The following is a 20,010-nucleotide window of genomic DNA, read 5'->3' as shown; positions in this document are numbered from 1 at the left end:
GAGCATAGCAAGGCCATGGGCTTTGTCATGCGCCGCGCCAGCGGCTATGCGCCCCCGGTGACTCACGACATCCATATCATCGGCGGCGGCCTCGCCGGCTCCGAAGCCGCATGGCAGCTCGCCCAGGCCGGCTACAAGGTCCGCCTCTCCGAAATGCGCGGCTCGGGCGACATGACTCCCGCGCACCAGAGTGACCGCCTCGCCGAGCTCGTCTGCTCCAACTCGTTCCGTTCGGACGATGCCGAACGCAACGCCGTCGGATTGCTCCACCAGGAGATGCGCGACCTCGGCTCGCTGATCCTCGCCCAGGGCGACACGCACAAGGTCCCCGCCGGCTCGGCCCTCGCGGTCGATCGCGACGGTTTCGCCGACGGCGTCACCGCGGTGCTGAACGCCCACACCAACATCACCATCGTCCGCGAGCGCGTCGACCAGCTGCCCTCCGAGGGGCTGTCGATCGTCGCCACCGGCCCGCTCACCGCCCCCGGTCTCGCCGAAAGCATCGGCACCGCCACCGGCAAGGAGCAGCTCGCCTTTTTCGACGCGATCGCCCCGATCGTCCATTTCGAGAGTATCGACTTCTCGACCGCCTGGTATCAGTCGCGCTGGAACAAGATTGGCCCTGGGGGCTCAGGCAAGGACTACATCAACTGCCCGATGTCGAAGGACGAGTATCTCGCCTTCCATGCCGCGCTGCTCGCGGGCGAGAAGACCGAGTTTCGCGAGTGGGAGAACGTCCCCTATTTCGAAGGCTGCATGCCGATCGAAGTGATGGCCGAGCGCGGCGTCGATACGCTGCGCTACGGGCCGATGAAGGGCGTCGGGCTCGACGATCCGCGCACCGGGCGCTGGCCCTATGCCGTCGTGCAGCTCCGCCAGGACAATGCCTCGGGCACGCTGTGGAACATGGTCGGCTTCCAGACCAAGCTGAAATACGGCGCGCAGGTCGAGCTGTTCCGCACCATTCCGGGGCTGGAGAAGGCCGAGTTCGCGCGGCTGGGCGGGCTCCACCGTAACACCTTCATCCGCTCCCCCGAATTGCTCGACCGGACGCTCCGTCTCAAGTCGCGCCCCAACATCCGCTTTGCGGGCCAGATCACCGGCTGCGAGGGCTATGTCGAGAGCGCGGCGATCGGGCTGCTCGCGGGCCGCTTCGCCGCCGCCGAACTGGCCGGGCAAACGCTCGCCGCGCCGCCGCGCGAGACGGCGCTGGGCGCGCTGCTCGCGCACATCACCGGCGAGGCCGAGGTCGATACCTACCAGCCGATGAACGTGAATTTCGGCCTGTTCCCGCCGATCGAGGGCCGCTCGAAAAAGGCCGACCGCAAGCTGATGTACACGACGCGCGCACGGACCGCGTTCGGCGCGTGGATGCCGGCCTAGTCGTCGGCCGCATCCTCCTTCGCCGGAGCGGCCGGGCAAGCGCAGCGGGGCCGGGCATCGGTGCGCTTCGGCGCGGTGGCGACGAACTCGGCGCGGGTGAGCGCACCGGACTTGTCCCCGTCGGCACCGGCGAACTTGGCGGTGGTCCGCACCGCCCATTCGTCGAAGTCGAGCTTGCCGTCGCGGTTCGCGTCGAGCTTGGCGTAGGCCTTGCGGCGCGCGAGCAGATATTCCTCGCGCGTGATCGCGTCGTTGCGGTTCTTGTCGTAGCGGTCGAAGCGCTTCTGCTCGCGCGTCCTGGCGTTAGCTTTGGGCGCTTCCTCGGGCAGAGGATCCTCGGGCACCGCCGCCGCGGCGCGTGCGGCGGGAGCCGCCGGAAGCATGAACTTGGGCGCCGCCGCGCCTCGAAACAGGAACAGCCCCGCGAGCCCCAGCAGCAACACCGCGCCCGCGCCCATCAGATAGCGCCACATCGAAGGTCCCCCCGACAGTCGAAGCGCGCAGGCTACGCCTGTCTCGCCGGCTGGCAAGCCCCTACCTGCCGGTGAGGCGATGCCAGAACAGCCGCCCGACCCTGTGTGGCGCACCGATCGGCGGCTCGCTCCCCTCCGGCGCACGCAGGTCGAGCCGCGCCAGATGCGCGAGCGCCCCGAGCGCACGGCCGTTGCGGCTCCAGCGCGCGGCGGTCGCCTGATCGAGCAGCGCGGACGCCATCGCGCGCGCCTCCATGGCCTCGGCCGGCACGCGCAGGTGCCGCGCCAGATCGGCAAGCGCCCAGCCCTGCCCCGCCGCGGCCAGCGGATCCCGCGGTGACGCCCCCATCGCCGCTCCCGCGACGACGAACAACTGGCCGCGCCCTCCGCCGAACCGTCGCAGCGCGTCGCGGTCGAGTATCGTCTCCTCGACCAGCACTTCCCAGCCATGGACGATCGGCACCAACGATGTGCCCTGCACGCCGCTTGCGATCACTGCGCGTTCGAGCGCCTGGAGGACGGGTTCGGCGGGCGCCGGTTCGCCGTCGAGCTTCGCCAGCGCCTCGCGCCACCAGGCCAGCCGCAATTGGCCTACGGCCGGCTCGCGCGTCGTGCGCAGCAACTGCGCCAGCGCGTCGTCGAGGCCGAGCAGCGCCTCCAGCGCCCTCCTGGCTGCCGGAGGCGCATAGGACAGCGCAAGGCTCCGTTCGGGATTTGCCGCGGGATCTCCGGTCATCCCCGTACCCTTGATAAGCGCGACGTTAACCAGCTCAATTTAGGCGACATTAGTGGTGTGCGCCGCATGGTGCGAAGTTGATCGGGGACCGGGGTCGCATAGATGGTGAGCAATCGGCAGGGCTGGACGGAAGCGCGCGCGTTCCTGACGCGGCTCGCCCGCGACACGCGCGGCAACACGCTGGCGCTGATGGCCATCGCGTTGATTCCGCTCGCAGGGATGGTGGGCGGTGGCGTCGACATCTCCCGCATGTACATCGTCAAGACGCGCCTGCAACATGCCTGCGACGCCGGCGCGCTCGCGGGCCGCAAGATGATGGGCGGCGGAAGCTGGTCGGCGAACACCTATGCCGCGCGCGGCGAAGCCGAGCGCTTCTTCGACGCGAACTACAATCCCAACGCCTATGGCACCACGCTCGAGCAGCCGGCCCAGCGCCGCAGCTTCACCGAGAGCGCGGGCAAGGTGACCGGCAATGCGCGCGCGATCGTGCCGATGACGATCATGCGCATCTTCGGCAAGACCAGCACGACGCTGACCGTCACCTGCGACGCCGAGATGCGGCTGCCGAACACCGACGTGATGTTCGTGCTCGACACCACGGGCTCGATGCGGTGGTGCCCGAACGGCGACAGCAGCTGCAACGGCAATTCGAGCTCGCGCATCGCCGCGCTGCGCAAGTCGGTGAAGTGCTTCTACCAGATCGTGGCGCGGCTCGACGTTCCCGATGTCGATTGCGACGGCGACGAGCCGACCGGCGGCACGGGCAATCAGGTGCAGATCCGCTTCGGCTTCGTGCCCTATTCGACCAACGTCAATGTCGGGAGGCTGCTGCCCAACGACTATCTGGTCGACGAATGGGAGTATCAGACGCGCAAGGCCAATCTGGCCGTGCCGCCGCAGAGCACGACCACTTATTGGGAAACCTATGGCGGCGGCTCGATCAGCCAGGGCAACTGCCTGTCGTTCATGAAGAACGAGGCGTTCGGCACCTTCACTCCGACTCCGCTCAATTCGGGCGGGCCGAACCCGACGCCGACCGTCGTGTCGAGCTTCCCGCACGACGGCGTCGCAAGCGACAGCAACAACGGCGAATGGGGCTGGTCGGGCGCATCCGACCGGAACGGAAACGACAAGAGCTGCCGCCGACGGCGCACCGACACCACCACTTACTATGTCGAGAAGTTCGCGAGCTGGACCTACAACCAGCTCCCGGTGACCGTCAGCGGCCTCAAGGCCGGCGGCAGCACCTGGAACAACTCGTTCACCTGGCCGGTCGGCGACACCGCCATCGGCAACGACGTCACCAACTCCACGATCACCTGGAGCGGATGCATCGAGGAGCGCGAGACCGAGCCGACGACCGACTATGATCCGATCCCGTCGACGGCGCTCGATCTCGATATCGATATGGTGCCCAACAGCGACGAGTCGCGTTGGAAGCCCGCGCTGCCGCGGCTGATCTTCACGCGCTCGTCCACCGACGGATCAGAGTACAACGCCAACAGCTGGGGCGGTTCCTGGTATGGAACCTGGGGCTGGAACGTCGCACCCGAGACCACGTCCAACGACTACAGGAATGGTTCGACCTTCTTCTGCCCCACCGAGGCCCGCAAGCTGCAGGCCTGGACCGATGCGAGCATCTTCCAGGGCTATGTCAACTCGCTCAACCCGGACGGCAACACCTATCACGACATCGGCATCATCTGGGGTGCCCGCCTGATGTCGCCCACCGGCATCTTCAAGGCCGAGAACGCCACCGCCCCCAATGGCGGCGAGATCGAGCGGCACATGATCTTCATGACCGACGGCGACACCAATGCGAACGACTATGACTATGCAGCCTATGGCCTGCCCTTCTTCGACCATCGCCAGACGCCCGCCAACCCGACCAAGGCGCAGCTCGACGAGCAGGTGAACCTGCGCTTCCTGGCGATCTGCAACTGGGTGAAGAACAAGAACATCACGCTCTGGGTGATCAACTTCGGCGAGGGCCAGAGCCAGGATACCAAGGATCGGCTCGAGGCCTGCGCGGCGGAGGGCCGCTATTTCTCCGCAGCGGATTCGACGGCGCTGCAGCAGACCTTCAAGTCGATCGCCGACCAGATCTCGCAGCTGAGGCTCACCAAATGAGGATATGCTTGCGACGCCTTGCCCGCGACGAGCGCGGCGCCACGATCATCGAATTCGCGATCGTCGCGCCGGTGATGGGACTGCTGCTGCTCGGCGCGTTCGACGTGGCGCACACGCTCTACATGCGCGCTGCGCTGCAGGGCGTAGTGCAGAAGACCGCGCGCGACGCGACGCTCGAATCCGGCCTCGTCGGCGCGACGCAGACCGCGCTCGACAACAAGGTGAAGGCGCAGATCAAGGCGCTCGCCAACAACGGCACGGTGACCATCACCCGACAATGGTATCGCAACTACGAGCAGGCGGCGGCGTCGAAGTTCGAGCCCTGGACGGACACCAACAACAACGGCACCTGCGACGGCCCCGCCGGCAGCACGCCGGGCGAGCCCTATGAGGACACCAACGGCAACGGCATCTGGGATTCGACCGGCGGCAATCTCAGCCAGGGCGGTGCCAAGGACGCGGTGCTCTACACCGCGACGGTCAGCTATCCGCGCTTCTTCCCGATCTACAACATCGTCGGCGGCTCGAAGACCACGAAGGTGACCGCTTCCACGATCCTGCGCAACCAGCCCTATGGCGACCAGGGCGTGCCGAAGGTGAGGAATTGCACATGACGGGCATCCTGGCTCTTCTCGGCGGCACCGGGCGCCGCCTCGGCCGCGACACCAGCGGCCTGGCACTGCTCGAATTCGCCTTCTCGCTGCCGATCCTGCTCACGATGAGCCTGACGGGCGCGGAACTGACCAACTACGTCATCACCAAGATGCGCATCAGCCAGATCGCGCTCCAGCTGGCCGACAACTCGGCGCGCATGGGCTCGGGCAGCCAGCTCGAATCCAAGAAGGTCTACGAGAGCGATATCAACGACCTTCTCACCGGCGCCAACTTCCAGGCGGGCGAGCTGAACCTGCTCGCCAACGGGCGCATCTTCATCTCGAGCGTGGAGCCGCATGCGACGACCGCGGGCAAGTACCAGATCCGCTGGCAGCGCTGCAAGGGCAGCAAGGTCAGCTGGGTGTCGAACTACGGCACGCCCGCCAACAAGACCAGCGAGAACGGAATCGGCCCCACGGGCCGACAGATCATCGCACCACCCAGCGGCGTCGCGATGTTCGTCGAGGTCCGCTACCAATATCAGCCGCTGATCAAGACCTCGCTCTCGCCGAGCAGCGAGATCAACGAGATCGCGTCGATGATGGTACGCGACGCGCGCGACACCACCGGCGGCACCAACGGGGTCTATCAGGAGGCCGGGGTTACCCCGTCGACCTGCTGAGGCCCGACGCCCCTCCCGCGAGGGAGGGGCCCGGACAATCTCACCCCTTGTAGGTGACCTTCTTCACCGCCGTCACCACGCGCGCGGCGTCGACCAACGCGAGCTTCTCGAGATTGGCGGCATAGGGCAGCGGCACGTCCTCGTTGGTCACGCGCAGCACCGGCGCGTCGAGATCGTCGAACCCTTCCTCCATCACGATCGCAGCGATCTCCGACGCGATCGAGCAGACCGGCCAGCCCTCTTCGACCACGACGAGGCGGTTGGTCTTCTTGAGGCTCTCGAGCACCGTCGCCTTGTCGAGCGGGCGCAGCGTGCGCAGGTCGACCACTTCGGCCTCGATCCCCTCGCCCGCCAGCGTATCGGCGGCCTCGAGCGCGACGCCGACACCGATCGAATAGGACACGATCGTCACGTCCTTGCCAGCGCGCACGATCCGCGCCTTGCCGATCGGCAGGACATGGTCGTCGAGCTTGGGCACCTCGAAGCTGCGGCCGTACATCAGCTCGTTCTCGAGGAAGACCACCGGGTCCTCGCTGCGGATCGCCGCCTTGAGAAGCCCCTTGGCGTCTGCCGCGTCATAAGGCGCGATCACGATCAGGCCGGGGACGCTGGCATACCAGGGGCCGTAGTTCTGCGAGTGCTGCGCGCCGACGCGGCTCGCCGCGCCGTTGGGACCGCGGAACACTACCGGGCAGCGCATCTGGCCGCCGGACATGTAGTTGGTCTTGGCGGCCGAGTTGATGATGTGGTCGATCGCCTGCATCGCGAAGTTGAAGGTCATGAACTCGACGATCGGCTTCAGCCCGCCCATCGCCGCGCCCGTGCCGACGCCGGCAAAGCCATATTCGGTGATCGGCGTGTCGATCACGCGCTTGGGGCCGAACTCGTCGAGCAGGCCCTGGGTCACCTTGTAGGCGCCCTGATATTCGGCGACTTCCTCGCCCATCACGAAGACACGCAGATCCTTGCGCATCTCCTCGGCCATCGCGTCGCGCAGCGCCTCGCGGACGGTCGTCTTGACCATCTCGGTGCCCTCGGGGATCGCCGGATCGGAGACCGTCGCCGCCTTGTCGCTGGCGAGCTGCGCGGTGCCGCTCTCGGCCTTCTTGGCCGCAGGCGCCTCGGATTCCTGGGCCTTCTGCTCGGTCGCCGGGGCCTCCGCCTTGGGAGCCTCGGCAGGCGCAGGCGCGGAGGCCGCGGCGGCGGCGTCCTCACCCTCGCCCGCGATCATCGCGATCACGGTGCCGACCTTCACATTGTCGGCACCTTCGGCGACGAGGATCTTGGCGATCGTGCCTTCGTCGACCGCCTCGAATTCCATTGTCGCCTTGTCGGTCTCGATCTCGGCGAGGATGTCGCCCGACTTCACCGCGTCGCCTTCCTTGACGAGCCACTTGGCGAGCGTGCCCTCTTCCATGGTCGGCGAGAGCGCCGGCATCTTGAGTTCGATCGCCATCTCAATAGGTCTCCACCAGCACGTCGGTGTACAGTTCCGCGGGGTCGGGTTCGGGGGTCTGCTCGGCGAAGTCGGCCGCCTCGGCGACGATCTTGCGGATCTCGGCCTCGAGCGGCTTCAGATCCTCCTCCTTGACGCCGAGCTTCTCGAGCTCGCGCTTCGCCGCCTCGATCGGGTCGGACTTCTCGCGCACCGACTGGACTTCCTCGCGGCTGCGATACTTGGCCGGATCGGACATCGAGTGGCCGCGATAGCGATAGGTCTTCATCTCGAGGATGATCGGCCCCTTGCCCGCGCGGACCCAGGCAAGCGCTTCCTCGGCCGCGCCGCGGCAGGCGAGCACGTCCATGCCGTCGACCTGGATGCCCGGGATGCGGAAGCTCTCGCCGCGCTTGTACAGCTGGTCCTCGGACGAGGATCGGTTGACGCTGGTGCCCATCGCGTACTGGTTGTTCTCGATCACGTAGATGATCGGGAGCTTCCACAGCTCGGCCATGTTGAACGATTCGTAGACCTGGCCCTGGTTCGACGCGCCGTCGCCGAAATAGGCCATGGCGACGCCGCCATCCTCGTTATATTTGTGCGCGAAGGCGAGCCCGGTGCCGAGCGAGACCTGCGCGCCGACGATGCCGTGGCCGCCGTAGAACTTCTTGCTCGTAGAGAACATGTGCATCGAGCCACCCTTGCCGCGGCTGATGCCCGCGCCACGCCCGGTCAGCTCGGCCATGATCACCTTGGGATCGATGCCGTAGGCGAGCATGTGGCCATGGTCGCGATAGCCGGTGATCACCGAATCCTTGTCGCCGTCGAGCGCCGACTGGAGGCCGACCGCGACCGCTTCCTGGCCGATATAGAGGTGGCAGAAGCCGCCGATGAAGCCGAGCCCGTAGAGCTGCCCCGCCTTCTCCTCGAAGCGGCGGATGAGCAGCATCTGCTTGTAGAATTCGAGCAGCTGCTCCTTGGAAGCTTTGTACCGCTGCGGTTCGTCTGGACGTTCGCGGTTCGGTACCGCAGGTTCGGTGGACGCTTTGCGTGCCGGTGCTTTGGCCACAGGAAATCCTCATGCCCGGGGAAGGTCAATGCGGCGCCTATTGGCGGGTTTTCGGCCGGGACGCAACGTCAACGCGCGCGAAAGATCGCCGTTCATACGGGCACATGCGCAAAGCGAGGCCCTTCGCGGCCCTCGCAAGCCGAGATGGTAAAATGGGTTACCAAATATCGGTCGTTTGAAAGGGCCGGCGACGGCCTCGCCGGCCTATTTGTCGAGCGGGACGATCACTTCGTCGGGCCGCGCGACGTTGAGCTGCTTGCGCACCAGTTCGTCGACCATGTCGGGATCGGCGCCGCGCTTCGGATCGAGCAGGTCGACGCGGTTCTTGAGCTCGGCGCGCTTCTTGGCGAGCGCGGCATATTCCATATTCTTCTGGGCGAGCTCGGCCTTGAGCTCCTTCGCCGCGACGACCCCCGTCGGCCCCAGCACCGCATTGTAGACGAAGAAACCGACGGCGATGAGCACCGCGGCGGGAAGCCCCGCGCGGCGCAGGAGGGTCTGGATGGGAGAAGTCCGGGCCATGACGTTGATTCTCGCGTAACCAACCTCGTTAATCAAGGCCGCACTTTCACTTAACGTTTCAATCCTCCCCCGCCAGGGGGAGGTGGCGCCGAAGGCGTCGGAGGGGGAGGTAAGCGGCGCCCTCTCCAATTGAGTTCGGTGATTCCGCCCCCTCCGTCAGCCTATGGCTGACACCTCCCCCTGGCGGGGGAGGATTTGACGGGCTTATTTCAACACCGACCGCCCCGCATAGCGCGCGGCGTCGCCCAACTCCTCCTCGATGCGGATGAGCTGGTTGTACTTGGCGAGCCGGTCCGAGCGCGCCAGCGAGCCCGTCTTGATCTGCCCGCAATTGGTCGCGACCGCGAGATCGGCGATCGTCGCGTCCTCGGTCTCGCCTGAACGGTGCGACATCACCGCGGTATAGGACGAGCGCTGCGCGAGGCTCACCGCCTCGAGCGTCTCGGTCAGCGTACCGATCTGGTTGACCTTCACCAGCAGCGAATTGGCGTAGCCGCCATCGATGCCGCGCTGGAGGCGCTTGGGGTTGGTCACGAACAGATCGTCGCCGACCAGCTGGACCTTGCCGCCCAGCGTGTCGGTGAGCGCCTTCCAGCCGTCCCAATCGTCCTCGGCCATGCCGTCCTCGATCGAGAAGATCGGATATTTGGCGACCAACCCGGCGAGGAACGCCGCATTCTCGGCCGAGGTGAAGGTCTTGCCCTCGCCCACCATCTTGTACGCGCCGTCCTTGTAATATTCGGTGGCGGCGCAATCGAGCGCGAGCATCACGTCGTCGCCCGGCTTGTAGCCCGCCGCCTCGATCGACGACATGATGAAGTCGAGCGCCTCGGTGGTCGACGCGATGTTCGGGGCGAAGCCGCCTTCGTCGCCCACGCCGGTGGCGAGGCCCTTCTCGTGGAGCTTCTTCTTGAGCGTGTGGAAGATCTCCGATCCGCAGCGCACCGCCTCGACGATGTTCTCGGCGCCGACCGGCACGATCATGAATTCCTGGAAGTCGATCGGATTGTCGGCATGCTCGCCGCCGTTGATGATGTTCATCATCGGCACCGGCAGGACGTGCGCGTTGACGCCGCCGACATAGCGGTAGAGCGGCAGCCCGCGCGCATCGGCGGCGGCCTTGGCCGCGGCCAGGCTCACGCCCAGGATCGCGTTCGCGCCCAGCCGGCCCTTGTTCTCGGTGCCGTCCAGCTCGATCATCGCGCGATCGAGATCGGCCTGGTCCTCGGCGTCGAAGCCGAGCACGGTCTCGGCGATCTCGCTGTTCACCGCCTCTACCGCGGCCTCGACGCCCTTGCCGAGCCAGCGAGACTTGTCGCCGTCGCGCTTCTCGACCGCTTCGTGCGCGCCCGTGGACGCGCCCGAGGGCACCGCCGCGCGGCCGAAGCTGCCGTCCTCGAGCATGACATCGACCTCCACCGTGGGGTTGCCCCGGCTGTCGAGGATCTGGCGGGCATGGATGTCGATGATTGCGGTCACGTAACGGTCTCCCTACTTAGGGTATATCGGGATTGCCCAAGGGCGCGCGCGAGCCTCTAACCGCTTGCTCGCGCCCGGGCAACGCAGAGGATGGAACCGGCGTGCATCGCCATGGTTCTCTGCACGAGCAACGAAAGGGCCCAAGCTATGGCTGACGCGAAGAACTCCAATGCCAAAGGCGGCGAGCAAGTCGATTCCCAGGCCGATCCCAAGCTCGAAGCGACCGCCAGCGACGCGGGGCCTTCGGCGATCAACTTCGCAGCCGACGAGCCCAAGCGCGGCGCGACGCAGCAATTGAAGGACGAAGCGTCGAAGCTCGGCACCCAGGCTGCCGACCGCGCGCGTGAATTCGCGGGCCAGGGCAAGGAAAAGGCCACCGGCGCGCTCGACGAGGTCGCCAAGCTGTTCGAGGGGGCGGCGCTCGACGTCGATTCGCGGCTCGGCGAGGAATATGGCAAATATGCCCGCTCCGCCGCCCAGGGCATCTCGAACTTCGCTGATAGCCTGCGCGGCAAGGAAGTCGACGACCTGATCGCCGACGCGACCGACTTCGTGAAGAAGAGCCCGGTGATCGCGGTCGGCGCGGCGGCCGCGCTGGGCTTCGTCGTGGCGCGGCTGATCAAGTCGGGCGTGGACGCGGCCTCCGCCGAAACCACCGACGCCTGAAGGAGCGCCGGGGGGTGGCAGAGCCGGAAGAACAGGAAGAGGAAAGCATCGGCGCGCTGATCGGGCGGCTGGTCGAAGACGGCAAGGGCTATGCCCGCGCCGAGATCGGCTATTATCGCACGCTCGCCGCGAGCAAGCTCGGCGAGGCGAGGACCGGACTGATCCTCGGCGCGGCGGCATTGGTGATCGCGCTCTGCACGGTCACGGCGCTGATCGTCGGGCTGATCCTGTCGCTCTCGACCCTGGTCGGCCCGGCCCTCGCGACACTGATCGTGATCGTCAGCGCGCTCGCGCTCTCCGGCCTGCTCGGCTGGCTCGCCTGGGCACGCATCAGCCGGCTGTTCGGGAGCAAGCCATGAGCACCGATCCCTCCCTGCTTGCGGCCGAGGCGCAGGTCCGCAGCGCCCGCACGCGGCTGTTCGCGACGCTCGGCGAGGTGCAGGAGCGACTCAAGCCGTCGAACCTCGCGCAGAACGCCGTCGAGACCGCCGCGCAGGGCGTCGCCTCCACCGCGCGCAAGGGCGCTGAGGCGGTGCGCAGCCGTCCCTTCGCCGCCGCGGCGATCGCCGGCACGGTCGGCCTCGTCTTCGCGCGCGGCTGGATCGCCGACCTGCTTCGCCGCCGCAATGAAACCGCCTCCGCCGCCGATGGTTTGAACAGCAAGAAATCCGCGAAGCACGCGAAGAAAGGATGACGATGAGCAACGGCAACAGGAGCGCGCCCAAGGCCGCCAACCCGAATGGCGGCGCCCGGGATCGCGCGGCGAAGGCGGCCGAAGGGCTCGGCGACAACCCCGTCGCCCTCCTCGCTGGCGGCATCGCGCTCGGCGTGGTCATCGGCATGCTGCTTCCCCGCACCGCGAAGGAGCGCGAACTGCTCGACGGCGTCGGCCGCTCGCTCGCCGACCGCGCCGCGGCGACCGCTTCGGCCGTGAAGGAAGCCGGCAAGCAGGAGATCGACTCGCTCCTCCCCGGCCGCGACGCGACCAAGGAGCGCGCGACCGCTTTGTTCGGCAGCCTGCTCGACGCCGCCAAGGGCGCCGGCCAAAAGGCCTGAGCATCAGTTCGGGGGTTGAGCGGGAACGGCTTTGCCCGTTAAGGGCAGCGCCGAACCGCTCTCCCCAGGAGGCTCAATGAGCAAGCTGCACCTCGTCTTCGGCGGTCGCGTGACCGATCCGCAGACCCTCGACTTCACCGATCCGACCAAACTCGACGTCGTCGGCATCTTCCCCGATTATGCCAGCGCCGAGAAAGCCTGGCGCGCCGCCGCGCAGCGCACCGTCGACGATGCCGAGATGCGCTATGTCGTGGTGCATCTCCACCGGCTGCTCGAGCCGGACCTGGAGAAGCCGGCGGTCTAAAATTCATTTTTCAAAGCCGTCATCCCCGCGAAAGCGGGGACCCATCTCCAAAGCGAGCGGCAGAATGCACCGGCGCGTTTGCGGATATGGTCGGAGATGGGCCCCCGCTTTCGCGGGGGTGACGAAAAGAGAGACAGCGGCTTAGGCTAAGCCCGCCGCCACTTCCACATCAGCAGCGGCCTGGCGAGCGCGAGTCCGGCAATGAACCCGCCGATATGCGCCGCCGCCGCGACCGCCACGCCCGCTCCCAGGAACGCGAACGCGGTCAGCAGGTTGATCACCGTCCAGGCGATGGCGAGCCACAGCACATGGACCACCTGCGCCGGGATCGGCCCGATCGCCTGCGCGCGCGAGCGCCCGAACAGCAGCGAATAGGCGCCGACGACCGCCGACGCCGCCCCGCTCGCGCCGATCATCGGCGTCATGGATTGCGGATCGGGGAGCCACTGCGCGAGTGCCGCGACATAGGCGCCGACGACATAGAGGATCACGATCCCCCAGGGCCCGACCGCCCGCTCGGTCTCGCGCCCGGTGAAGCCCAGCATCAGCATGTTCATGCCCAGATGGAGCAGCCCCGCGTGGAGCAAGGTGCAGCTGAGCGGGGTGAGCAGCATGGGCACCGCGAGATAATCGGTTCCCATCCCGCTCAGTCGCGCGGGGATGAACCCGGCGCGCATGCTGGCTTCGTACGAGCTATAGCCGCCCAGCGTGACGACGACGCTTACCGCCACCGTCACGAGGATGATGATGCCCGTCGCCGTGCTACGGCGCATCCCCGGCCTCAGACGAATTCGATCTTCGAAACCAGATAATAGCGGTCGCCCGCCGGCACCGAGACCTCGACCTCCTCGTCGACCTTGCGCCCGATCAGCGCGCGGCCGATCGGCGAATTGTACGAGATGCGGCCCTTGCTCGCATCCGCCTCGGTCTGGCCGACGATCTGGTAGCGGATCGGCTTGTCGTCCTCGTCGAGCAGGGTCACCGTCGCGCCGAACACGATCTTGTCGCCCGAAAGGTCGCGCGGATCGATGATCTGGGCGCGGCTGAGCTTGTCCTCGATGTCGGCGATCGACGCCTCGATCTGGCCCTGGCGCTCCTTGGCGGCATGATATTCGGCGTTCTCCGAAAGATCGCCGTGCGCGCGCGCTTCCTCGATCGCATCCACGATCTGCGGGCGCTCGGCTTTGAGCCGCTTCAACTCGTCGTTGAGCTTCTCATAGCCTTCCTGGAGCATCGGCATCTTTTCGACCGTCGCCATTCCATCCGTCCTTCAAACGCCTCGAGCCCCAAGCGTCCCACAAGGGGCACGCCCGCACATTAACACCGATTGGGGGAGATCAATTGTGCGATTGCGAATAATAAGGCTCGCGCGGACAAACATCAAGCGCCTGCCCGATTGAGGCCGCAATTCGCGCCTCTCAACTCCCCTCCCTGCTCGCAGGGAGGGGCTGGGGGTGGGTGCGCGCGTCTGCGCGCCTAAAAGACTCAACTACCGATCCGATGAAAAGCGACGGACGAGGCATCGAGCCTCGTCCGTCGCTGAACCCACCCCTAACCCCTCCCTGCAAGCAGGGAGGGGAATATGGGGTCACTTTCCCGAATAATAATCCTGCAGCGGCCGCACATCGAGGGCCTGCCTGCCCAGCGCCTCGATCGCCCGCGCCGTCGCCACGCTCGCCGGAGCGGTGGTGAAGTAGGGGATCTTCTGCGCCATCGCCGTCGCGCGGATGCTCGCCGAGTCCTTCAGCGACTGCCAGCCTTCTGTGGTGTTGAAGATCAAGGCGACGTCGCCGTCCTGGATCCGGTCGACGATGTGCGGGCGGCCCTGCGCCACCTTGTTGACGCGCTCGACCGCGATCCCCTTCGCCTCCAGATAGTCGGCGGTGCCGCCCGTGGCGATGATCTTGAAGCCCAGGCCGGCAAGGATCTGCACGCCGGGGAGGACCACCGGCTTGTCGCTGTCCTTGACGCTGACGAACAATGTGCCCGACGACGGCAGGACCGTCCCCGCTCCCAGCTGCGACTTGGCGAAGGCGGTGGCGAAATCGCTGTCGATCCCCATCACTTCGCCGGTGGACTTCATCTCCGGCGACAGCACCGGATCGACGCCCGGGAAGCGCGCCCAGGGGAATACCGCTTCCTTGACCGCAATATAGTCGATGTCGCGGTCGATCTTCGGCAGGTCCTTGAGCTTCTCCCCCGCCATCACGCGCGCGGCGATCTTGGCGATGGGGGTGCCGATCGCCTTGGCGACGAAGGGCACGGTGCGGCTCGCGCGCGGATTGACCTCGATCAGGTACACCTCGCCGTCCTTGACCGCGAACTGGATGTTCATCAGCCCCTTGACCTTGAGCGCGCGGGCGAGCGCATCGGCCTGACGCTCGATCTCGGCGACGATCTCGGCGGAGAGGCTGTAGGGCGGGATCGAGCAGGCGCTGTCGCCCGAATGGACGCCGGCTTCCTCGATATGCTGGAGCACGCCCGCCACCACCACGTCGTCGCCGTCGGCGATCGCATCGACATCGACTTCGATCGCGTCGCGCAGATACTGGTCGATCAGCACGGGGGAGTCGCCCGAGACCTGCACCGCGGTCTGGATATAGTCGTCGAGCTGCTGGATCGTGTCGACGATCTCCATCGCCCGGCCGCCCAGCACGTAGCTCGGCCGCATCAGCACCGGGAAGCCGATCCGCTCGGCCGCCGCCACTGCCTCGTCGCGGCTGCGTGCAAGGCCGTTGGCGGGCTGCTTGAGCCCCAATTTGGCGACCAGGTCGGCAAAGCGCTCGCGGTCCTCGGCGAGGTCGATCGCGTCGGGGGAAGTGCCGAGGATCGGGATCCCGGCATCTTCGAGCGCCTGCGCCAGGTTGAGCGGGGTCTGCCCGCCGAACTGGACGATCACGCCGACCAGTTCGCCCTTCGACTTCTCGACCTCGAGGATCTCGAGCACGTCCTCGGCGGTCAGCGGCTCGAAATAGAGCCGGTCGGACGTGTCATAGTCGGTGCTCACCGTCTCCGGATTGCAATTGACCATGATCGTCTCGTAGCCGGCCTCGTCGAGCGCGAAGCAGGCGTGGCAGCAGCAATAGTCGAACTCGATCCCCTGCCCGATCCGGTTCGGCCCGCCGCCGAGGATGACGACCTTTCTGCGATCGCTGGGCTGCGCCTCGTTCTCGGGCTCGCCGAAGCTCGGCGCCTCGTAGGTCGAGTACATGTACGGCGTCTTCGCCTCGAACTCGGCCGCGCAGGTGTCGATCCGCTTGAACACCGGGCGCACGCCGAGCTTGTGGCGCAGCTTCCGGACGTCCGCCTCGGTCACGCCGCCGCTCATCGCCTTGGCCACCTCGCCGATCAGCCCATGGCTGCGCGCCATCCGCTCGGAGCCCTCGCGCATGTTGACCGACTTGAGCGCGAGATAAGCGAGCCGCTTGTCGCTGAAGCCCATCGCCTTGAGCCGGCGCATGCCCGCGGCGTCGCGCGGCAGCCCGTCGCGGCACACCTGGTCCTCGGCCGCGACGATCTCGGCGATCCGCTCGAGGAACCAGGGGTCGTATTTGGTCAGCGCATGGATTTCGGTGACGGTGAAGCCTTCACGCAGCGCCTGCGCGGCGATCAGCAGCCGGTCGGGCGAGCGGATCGCGAGCGCGGCCTCGATCTCGTCGCGCGGCGCGCCGGCCAGGCGGTCGACATTGTTGAAGCCGCTCAGCCCGGTCTCGAGCCCGCGCAGCGCCTTCTGCATCGATTCATGGATGTTGCGGCCGATCGCCATGACCTCGCCGACCGACTTCATCGCGGTGCCGAGCGTCGCTTCGGCGCCCTTGAACTTCTCGAAGGCGAAGCGCGGGATCTTGGTGACGACGTAATCGATCGTCGGCTCGAAGCTCGCGGGCGTCGCGCCGGTGATGTCGTTGGTGATCTCGTCGAGCGTATAGCCCACCGCCAGCTTGGCCGCGACCTTGGCGATCGGGAAGCCGGTGGCCTTGGACGCCAGCGCCGAGGAGCGCGACACGCGCGGGTTCATCTCGATGACGATCAGGCGGCCGTCCTTCGGATTGACTGCGAACTGCACGTTCGAACCACCCGTTTCGACGCCGATTTCCCGGAGCACCGCGATCGATGCGTTGCGCATGATCTGGTATTCCTTGTCGGTCAGCGTCAGCGCCGGCGCGACGGTGATCGAATCGCCGGTATGCGTGCCCATCGCGTCGATATTCTCGATCGAGCAGATGATGATGGCGTTGTCCGCACGGTCGCGGACCACCTCCATCTCATATTCCTTCCAGCCGAGCAGCGATTCCTCGATCAGCACCTCGGTGGTCGGCGACAGGTCGAGCCCGCTGCGCACGATCGCGATGAATTCCTCGCGATTATAGGCGATGCCGCCGCCCGATCCGCCCATGGTGAAGCTGGGGCGGATGATCGCTGGCAGCCCGACATGCTCGAGCGCGGCGAGCGCCTCGGCCTCGGTATGCGCGATCGCCGAGCGGGCGGACTCCAGCCCGATTTTGGTCATCGCGTCCTTGAACTTCAGCCGGTCCTCGGCCTTGTCGATCGCCTCGGCATCGGCGCCGATCATGATGCAGCCGAACTTCTCGAGCGTGCCGTCGTTCGCGAGCGCCAGCGCGGTGTTGAGTGCGGTCTGCCCGCCCATCGTCGGGAGCACCGCGTCGGGGCGCTCCTTCTCGATGATCTTGGCGACGATCGCCGGGGTGATCGGCTCGACATAGGTCGCATCGGCCAGCTCGGGATCGGTCATGATCGTCGCCGGGTTCGAATTGACCAGGACGATGCGATAGCCCTCTTCCTTGAGCGCCTTGATCGCCTGCGTGCCCGAATAATCGAACTCGCACGCCTGCCCGATGACGATAGGGCCCGCGCCGATGACGAGGATGGAGGAGATGTCGGTGCGTTTGGGCATGTCAGGCCTGCGTATCAATAAGTCGAATCGCGAGGGCAGCCAGGCTGCCCTCGGGCGGGCACCGCACTGCGTGCGCGGTGCGATGATCGGAAGTTCGCGCTTCAGCCACGCTCATCCCCAGAAAAACGTCATCAGGCTGTAGAGCAGCGCGACGGCGAATACCGCGCCGGCAACCCAACCCGAAGTCATGTCGATCGAGGGCCATTTCCAGCGGCGCGCCGCGGCGTTCGCCAGATGCAGCCGATCCGCCTCGGCCCTCGCAGCCGCATAGCCGGTGGTCGAAAAGGCAAATACCAGACGGCCTTCCCTCTCCTCTCGACGGCCATAGCCAGCCTGCTCCCAGGCCTCGGCGCTGGCGCCGGGATGCGCAAACCCATCCTCGTCCGCGAGCAAGGTAAGGTCGACCCGGCGATCCGACACGTCGGGAACGCTGTCGATCGCTTCCATCAGGAAGCGATCGACATCGCTGAGCGCCCGGCTCGCCATCACGCCTCCTGCCGGAGCAGACCGACGAACTTCTCGAACAAATACAAGCTGTCCTGCGGCCCCGGACTGGCTTCGGGGTGGTATTGCACCGCGAATGCTGGCCGGTCGGTCAGCTCGAAGCCGGCGTTGGAGCCGTCGAACAGCGACACGTGCGTCTCGCGGGCGTTGGCGGGGAGCGTCTCGCCCAGTACCGCGAAGCCGTGGTTCATGCTGGTGATCTCGACCGCGCCGTCGCTCAGCCGCTTCACCGGATGGTTGGCGCCGCGATGGCCCTGGAACATCTTGCTGGTCTCGGCACCCACCGCCAGCGCCATCAATTGATGGCCCAGGCAGATGCCGAAGACCGGCTTGCCGCTGTCGAGCATCTGGCGGATCACCGGCGCGGCATATTCGGCGGTTGCCGCGGGATCGCCCGGGCCGTTCGACAGGAAGAAACCGTCGGGCGCGAAGCTCATCGCCTGCTCGAAGGTCGCCGTCGCGGGCAGAACAGTTACTTCAGCCCCGGCCTGAACGATGTTCCGGAAGATATTGTGCTTACTGCCATAATCGATGGCGACCACGTGCGGGCGGTGCGGCGTGCTCGCCTCACCTTCGCCTGACTCTCCGTATCCGACCCCCAGCCGCCAGACGCCGCCCTCCCAACCGAAATGAGTCTCGGTCGTGACCGCGATGGCGAGGTCCATGCCCTCGAGCCCCGGCCATTCGCGGGCCATCTGGAGCAGCAGCGGGATGTCGAACTCGCCGCTCGCCGAATGCGCGATCACGCCGTTGGGGGCGCCGCCGGTGCGGATCCGCCGGGTCAGCGCGCGGGTGTCGATCCCCGATAGGCCGATCCGGGCATGCTTCCTCATCCAGGTGTCGAGATGCTCGGTCGAGCGGAAGTTGCTCGGCTCGGTCACGTCCTCGCGGACGATCATGCCCAGCGCGTGCGGCGCATCGGCCTCGACGTCGTCCGGGTTGGCGCCGACATTGCCGATATGCGGGAAGGTGAAGTTGATGATCTGCCCGGCGAAGCTCGGATCGGTCATGATCTCCTGATAGCCGGTCATCGCGGTGTGGAAGCACACCTCGCCCACCGCCTGTCCTTCGGCGCCGAATCCGCGGCCCCACACCATTTCTCCCGAGGCGAGCACCAGAACGCCGGTGGCTCCAGCAGGCACGGACATGGGTTTGGCTTCGGCCATTTAAGGGTGGCGCTCCAATTGAGGTTGCTGCGATGTCGCTAAGTGGTGGCGGCTAGACCCCTCCCCGCCCCACGTCAACCGGTTCACGGACGGCGCGGCATCGGCTAGGGCTGATCGCTTTCCGATTATCGAGAGAGAAGATGATTCGCGACGACATCAAGGCCGCGCAGATCGCCGCCATGAAGGCCGGGGACAAGGAAAGCCGCGCCGCCATCAGCCTCATCCAGGCCGCGATCAAGAACCGCGACATCGAGGCGCGCACCGGCAAGGCCCCCGAGGACGACGACGCGCTCGTGGTCGAGGTGCTCCAGAAGATGGTCAAGCAACGCCGCGAATCGATCGAGATGTACACCAAGGGCGGCCGCCAGGAACTCGCCGACGCCGAGGCGGCCGAAGTGGCGGTGATCGAGCGCTTCCTGCCGAAGCAGATGAGCGAGGCCGAGACCAAAGCCGCGATCGAGGCGATCAAGGCCGAGCTTGGCGCGTCGGAGATGAAGGACATGGGCCGCGTCATGGCCGAGCTGAAGGCGCGCCACGCGACCACGCTCGACATGAGCAAGGCGAGCGCGCTGGTGAAGGCGGCGCTGGGTTGAGGTGACCCTCACCCCCGCCTTCCTCGACGAGCTCCGCGCCCGGACATTGCTCTCGGGGCTCGTCGCCAAGACGGTGAAGCTCCAGAAGGCCGGGCGCGAGTTCCGCGCCTGCTGCCCGTTCCACAACGAGAAGACCCCCAGCTTCTACGTCAACGACGACAAGGGCTTCTATCACTGCTTCGGCTGCGGCGCGCACGGCGATGCGATCCGCTGGATGACCGACCAGCGCGGGCTGCCCTTCATCGACGCCGTGAAGGAGCTCGCCCAGGCGGCGGGCCTCGACATGCCCGAGCAGGACCG

The 20,010-nt window shown here is 66.7% G+C and carries 22 protein-coding genes; 11 read left to right on the top strand and 11 right to left on the bottom strand.

The genetic code is table 11. The annotated features are described in order from the left end of the window. Positions 1–57 precede the first annotated feature (57 nt). Positions 58–1,383, top strand: coding sequence for a methylenetetrahydrofolate--tRNA-(uracil(54)-C(5))-methyltransferase (FADH(2)-oxidizing) TrmFO (trmFO, locus tag MT490_RS13965; protein WP_297388863.1), 1,326 nt, complete (start codon positions 58–60; stop codon positions 1,381–1,383). Here trmFO and MT490_RS13960 read toward each other — a convergent pair. Together MT490_RS13960 and MT490_RS13955 are read right to left on the bottom strand one after the other, a co-directional pair. Continuing rightward, entirely contained in the window at positions 1,380–1,856 is a 477-nt protein-coding gene (locus MT490_RS13960) for a histidine kinase (protein ID WP_297388822.1), read from the bottom strand. The two genes, trmFO and MT490_RS13960, sit on opposite strands and share 4 nt — an antisense overlap. A gap of 61 nt (positions 1,857–1,917) precedes the next feature. Next, on the bottom strand, positions 1,918–2,592 hold the full coding sequence (locus MT490_RS13955) for a squalene/phytoene synthase family protein (protein WP_297388820.1): 675 nt from the start codon (positions 2,590–2,592) through the stop codon (positions 1,918–1,920). A 102-nt stretch (positions 2,593–2,694) separates the two neighbouring features. Between MT490_RS13955 and MT490_RS13950 the strand changes: the two genes are divergently transcribed. From MT490_RS13950 to MT490_RS13940, 3 genes are read left to right on the top strand one after another with little or no spacing between them, the layout of a single operon-like run. Beyond that, positions 2,695–4,722 (top strand): TadE/TadG family type IV pilus assembly protein, encoded by a 2,028-nt coding sequence (locus tag MT490_RS13950; protein WP_297388817.1) that lies wholly within the window; start codon positions 2,695–2,697, stop codon positions 4,720–4,722. 8 nt (positions 4,723–4,730) lie between these two features. Further along, entirely contained in the window at positions 4,731–5,336 is a 606-nt protein-coding gene (locus tag MT490_RS13945) for a TadE/TadG family type IV pilus assembly protein (RefSeq protein WP_297388814.1), read from the top strand. Then, positions 5,333–5,998: a pilus assembly protein gene (locus tag MT490_RS13940; RefSeq protein ID WP_297388812.1), complete on the top strand. Its 666-nt coding sequence runs from the start codon at positions 5,333–5,335 to the stop codon at positions 5,996–5,998. Before MT490_RS13945 ends, MT490_RS13940 begins: the two co-directional genes overlap by 4 nt. Before the next feature lie 40 nt (positions 5,999–6,038). Here the strand turns inward: MT490_RS13940 and MT490_RS13935 are convergent, their stop codons facing one another. From MT490_RS13935 to eno, 4 genes are all read right to left on the bottom strand, one after another. Continuing rightward, on the bottom strand, positions 6,039–7,454 hold the full coding sequence (locus tag MT490_RS13935; protein WP_297388809.1) for a pyruvate dehydrogenase complex E1 component subunit beta: 1,416 nt from the start codon (positions 7,452–7,454) through the stop codon (positions 6,039–6,041). A gap of 1 nt (position 7,455) precedes the next feature. Further along, on the bottom strand, positions 7,456–8,505 hold the full coding sequence (pdhA, locus tag MT490_RS13930; RefSeq protein WP_297388807.1) for a pyruvate dehydrogenase (acetyl-transferring) E1 component subunit alpha: 1,050 nt from the start codon (positions 8,503–8,505) through the stop codon (positions 7,456–7,458). 204 nt (positions 8,506–8,709) lie between these two features. Beyond that, positions 8,710–9,027 carry a septum formation initiator family protein gene (locus MT490_RS13925; protein ID WP_297388804.1) on the bottom strand — a complete coding sequence of 106 codons (318 nt, stop codon included), beginning with the start codon at positions 9,025–9,027 and terminating at the stop codon, positions 8,710–8,712. A gap of 204 nt (positions 9,028–9,231) precedes the next feature. Next, complete coding sequence (eno, locus tag MT490_RS13920; protein WP_297388801.1) at positions 9,232–10,506, bottom strand: phosphopyruvate hydratase; 1,275 nt, start codon at positions 10,504–10,506, stop codon at positions 9,232–9,234. Positions 10,507–10,653: 147 nt separating this feature from the next. Here eno and MT490_RS13915 point away from each other — a divergent pair, with 147 nt between their 5' ends. The 5 genes from MT490_RS13915 to MT490_RS13895 all read left to right on the top strand — a co-directional run bounded on the left by MT490_RS13915 (position 10,654) and on the right by MT490_RS13895 (position 12,532). Continuing rightward, positions 10,654–11,172, top strand: a complete 519-nt coding sequence (locus MT490_RS13915; protein WP_297388798.1) for a hypothetical protein — start codon at positions 10,654–10,656, stop codon at positions 11,170–11,172. Positions 11,173–11,186: 14 nt separating this feature from the next. Beyond that, positions 11,187–11,531, top strand: coding sequence for a phage holin family protein (locus MT490_RS13910; protein WP_297388795.1), 345 nt, complete (start codon positions 11,187–11,189; stop codon positions 11,529–11,531). Beyond that, positions 11,528–11,866: a hypothetical protein gene (locus tag MT490_RS13905; RefSeq protein ID WP_297388793.1), complete on the top strand. Its 339-nt coding sequence runs from the start codon at positions 11,528–11,530 to the stop codon at positions 11,864–11,866. Before MT490_RS13910 ends, MT490_RS13905 begins: the two co-directional genes overlap by 4 nt. A 2-nt stretch (positions 11,867–11,868) precedes the next feature. Beyond that, entirely contained in the window at positions 11,869–12,228 is a 360-nt protein-coding gene (locus MT490_RS13900) for a hypothetical protein (protein ID WP_297388790.1), read from the top strand. A 76-nt stretch (positions 12,229–12,304) separates the two neighbouring features. Next, positions 12,305–12,532 carry a DUF4170 domain-containing protein gene (locus MT490_RS13895; protein WP_297388787.1) on the top strand — a complete coding sequence of 76 codons (228 nt, stop codon included), beginning with the start codon at positions 12,305–12,307 and terminating at the stop codon, positions 12,530–12,532. 146 nt (positions 12,533–12,678) lie between these two features. On the opposite strand, the gene MT490_RS13890 is transcribed toward MT490_RS13895, so the two are convergent. The 5 genes from MT490_RS13890 to carA all read right to left on the bottom strand — a co-directional run bounded on the left by MT490_RS13890 (position 12,679) and on the right by carA (position 19,117). Then, complete coding sequence (locus MT490_RS13890) at positions 12,679–13,305, bottom strand: rhomboid family intramembrane serine protease (protein ID WP_297388784.1); 627 nt, start codon at positions 13,303–13,305, stop codon at positions 12,679–12,681. 8 nt (positions 13,306–13,313) lie between these two features. After that, on the bottom strand, positions 13,314–13,790 hold the full coding sequence (greA, locus tag MT490_RS13885; RefSeq protein ID WP_297388781.1) for a transcription elongation factor GreA: 477 nt from the start codon (positions 13,788–13,790) through the stop codon (positions 13,314–13,316). A gap of 330 nt (positions 13,791–14,120) precedes the next feature. Beyond that, on the bottom strand, positions 14,121–17,447 hold the full coding sequence (gene carB, locus MT490_RS13880) for a carbamoyl-phosphate synthase large subunit (RefSeq protein ID WP_297388778.1): 3,327 nt from the start codon (positions 17,445–17,447) through the stop codon (positions 14,121–14,123). 111 nt (positions 17,448–17,558) lie between these two features. Next, positions 17,559–17,933: a hypothetical protein gene (locus MT490_RS13875; protein WP_297388776.1), complete on the bottom strand. Its 375-nt coding sequence runs from the start codon at positions 17,931–17,933 to the stop codon at positions 17,559–17,561. Then, on the bottom strand, positions 17,933–19,117 hold the full coding sequence (carA, locus tag MT490_RS13870) for a glutamine-hydrolyzing carbamoyl-phosphate synthase small subunit (protein WP_297388773.1): 1,185 nt from the start codon (positions 19,115–19,117) through the stop codon (positions 17,933–17,935). The genes MT490_RS13875 and carA overlap by 1 nt, the downstream gene beginning before the upstream one ends. 140 nt (positions 19,118–19,257) lie before the next feature. Between carA and MT490_RS13865 the strand changes: the two genes are divergently transcribed. Together MT490_RS13865 and MT490_RS13860 are read left to right on the top strand one after the other, a co-directional pair. After that, on the top strand, positions 19,258–19,710 hold the full coding sequence (locus tag MT490_RS13865; protein WP_297388770.1) for a GatB/YqeY domain-containing protein: 453 nt from the start codon (positions 19,258–19,260) through the stop codon (positions 19,708–19,710). 1 nt (position 19,711) lies between these two features. Further along, on the top strand, positions 19,712–20,010 hold a 299-nt coding region (locus tag MT490_RS13860; RefSeq protein ID WP_297388768.1), incomplete at its 3' end, for a CHC2 zinc finger domain-containing protein.

Origin of the sequence: Sphingomonas sp. (assembly GCF_026460985.1) — a bacterium.
In the GTDB taxonomy this organism is placed as follows: Bacteria; Pseudomonadota; Alphaproteobacteria; order Sphingomonadales; family Sphingomonadaceae; genus Sphingomonas.
The sequence above is the reverse complement of the archived record's forward strand: the minus strand, read 5'-3'. Positions and strand labels throughout refer to the sequence as shown.

Coding starts and splice junctions, on each gene's coding strand:
- MT490_RS13960 (WP_297388822.1), bottom strand. CDS start 1,856: ATGTGGCGCTATCTGATGGGCGCGGGCGCGGTGTTGCTGCTGGGGCTC.
- MT490_RS13955 (WP_297388820.1), bottom strand. CDS start 2,592: ATGACCGGAGATCCCGCGGCAAATCCCGAACGGAGCCTTGCGCTGTCC.
- MT490_RS13950 (WP_297388817.1), top strand. CDS start 2,695: ATGGTGAGCAATCGGCAGGGCTGGACGGAAGCGCGCGCGTTCCTGACG.
- MT490_RS13940 (WP_297388812.1), top strand. CDS start 5,333: ATGACGGGCATCCTGGCTCTTCTCGGCGGCACCGGGCGCCGCCTCGGC.
- MT490_RS13935 (WP_297388809.1), bottom strand. CDS start 7,454: ATGGCGATCGAACTCAAGATGCCGGCGCTCTCGCCGACCATGGAAGAG.
- MT490_RS13925 (WP_297388804.1), bottom strand. CDS start 9,027: ATGGCCCGGACTTCTCCCATCCAGACCCTCCTGCGCCGCGCGGGGCTT.
- MT490_RS13915 (WP_297388798.1), top strand. CDS start 10,654: ATGGCTGACGCGAAGAACTCCAATGCCAAAGGCGGCGAGCAAGTCGAT.
- MT490_RS13905 (WP_297388793.1), top strand. CDS start 11,528: ATGAGCACCGATCCCTCCCTGCTTGCGGCCGAGGCGCAGGTCCGCAGC.
- MT490_RS13900 (WP_297388790.1), top strand. CDS start 11,869: ATGAGCAACGGCAACAGGAGCGCGCCCAAGGCCGCCAACCCGAATGGC.
- MT490_RS13895 (WP_297388787.1), top strand. CDS start 12,305: ATGAGCAAGCTGCACCTCGTCTTCGGCGGTCGCGTGACCGATCCGCAG.
- MT490_RS13890 (WP_297388784.1), bottom strand. CDS start 13,305: ATGCGCCGTAGCACGGCGACGGGCATCATCATCCTCGTGACGGTGGCG.
- greA (WP_297388781.1), bottom strand. CDS start 13,790: ATGGCGACGGTCGAAAAGATGCCGATGCTCCAGGAAGGCTATGAGAAG.
- carB (WP_297388778.1), bottom strand. CDS start 17,447: ATGCCCAAACGCACCGACATCTCCTCCATCCTCGTCATCGGCGCGGGC.
- MT490_RS13875 (WP_297388776.1), bottom strand. CDS start 17,933: ATGGCGAGCCGGGCGCTCAGCGATGTCGATCGCTTCCTGATGGAAGCG.
- carA (WP_297388773.1), bottom strand. CDS start 19,117: ATGGCCGAAGCCAAACCCATGTCCGTGCCTGCTGGAGCCACCGGCGTT.
- MT490_RS13865 (WP_297388770.1), top strand. CDS start 19,258: ATGATTCGCGACGACATCAAGGCCGCGCAGATCGCCGCCATGAAGGCC.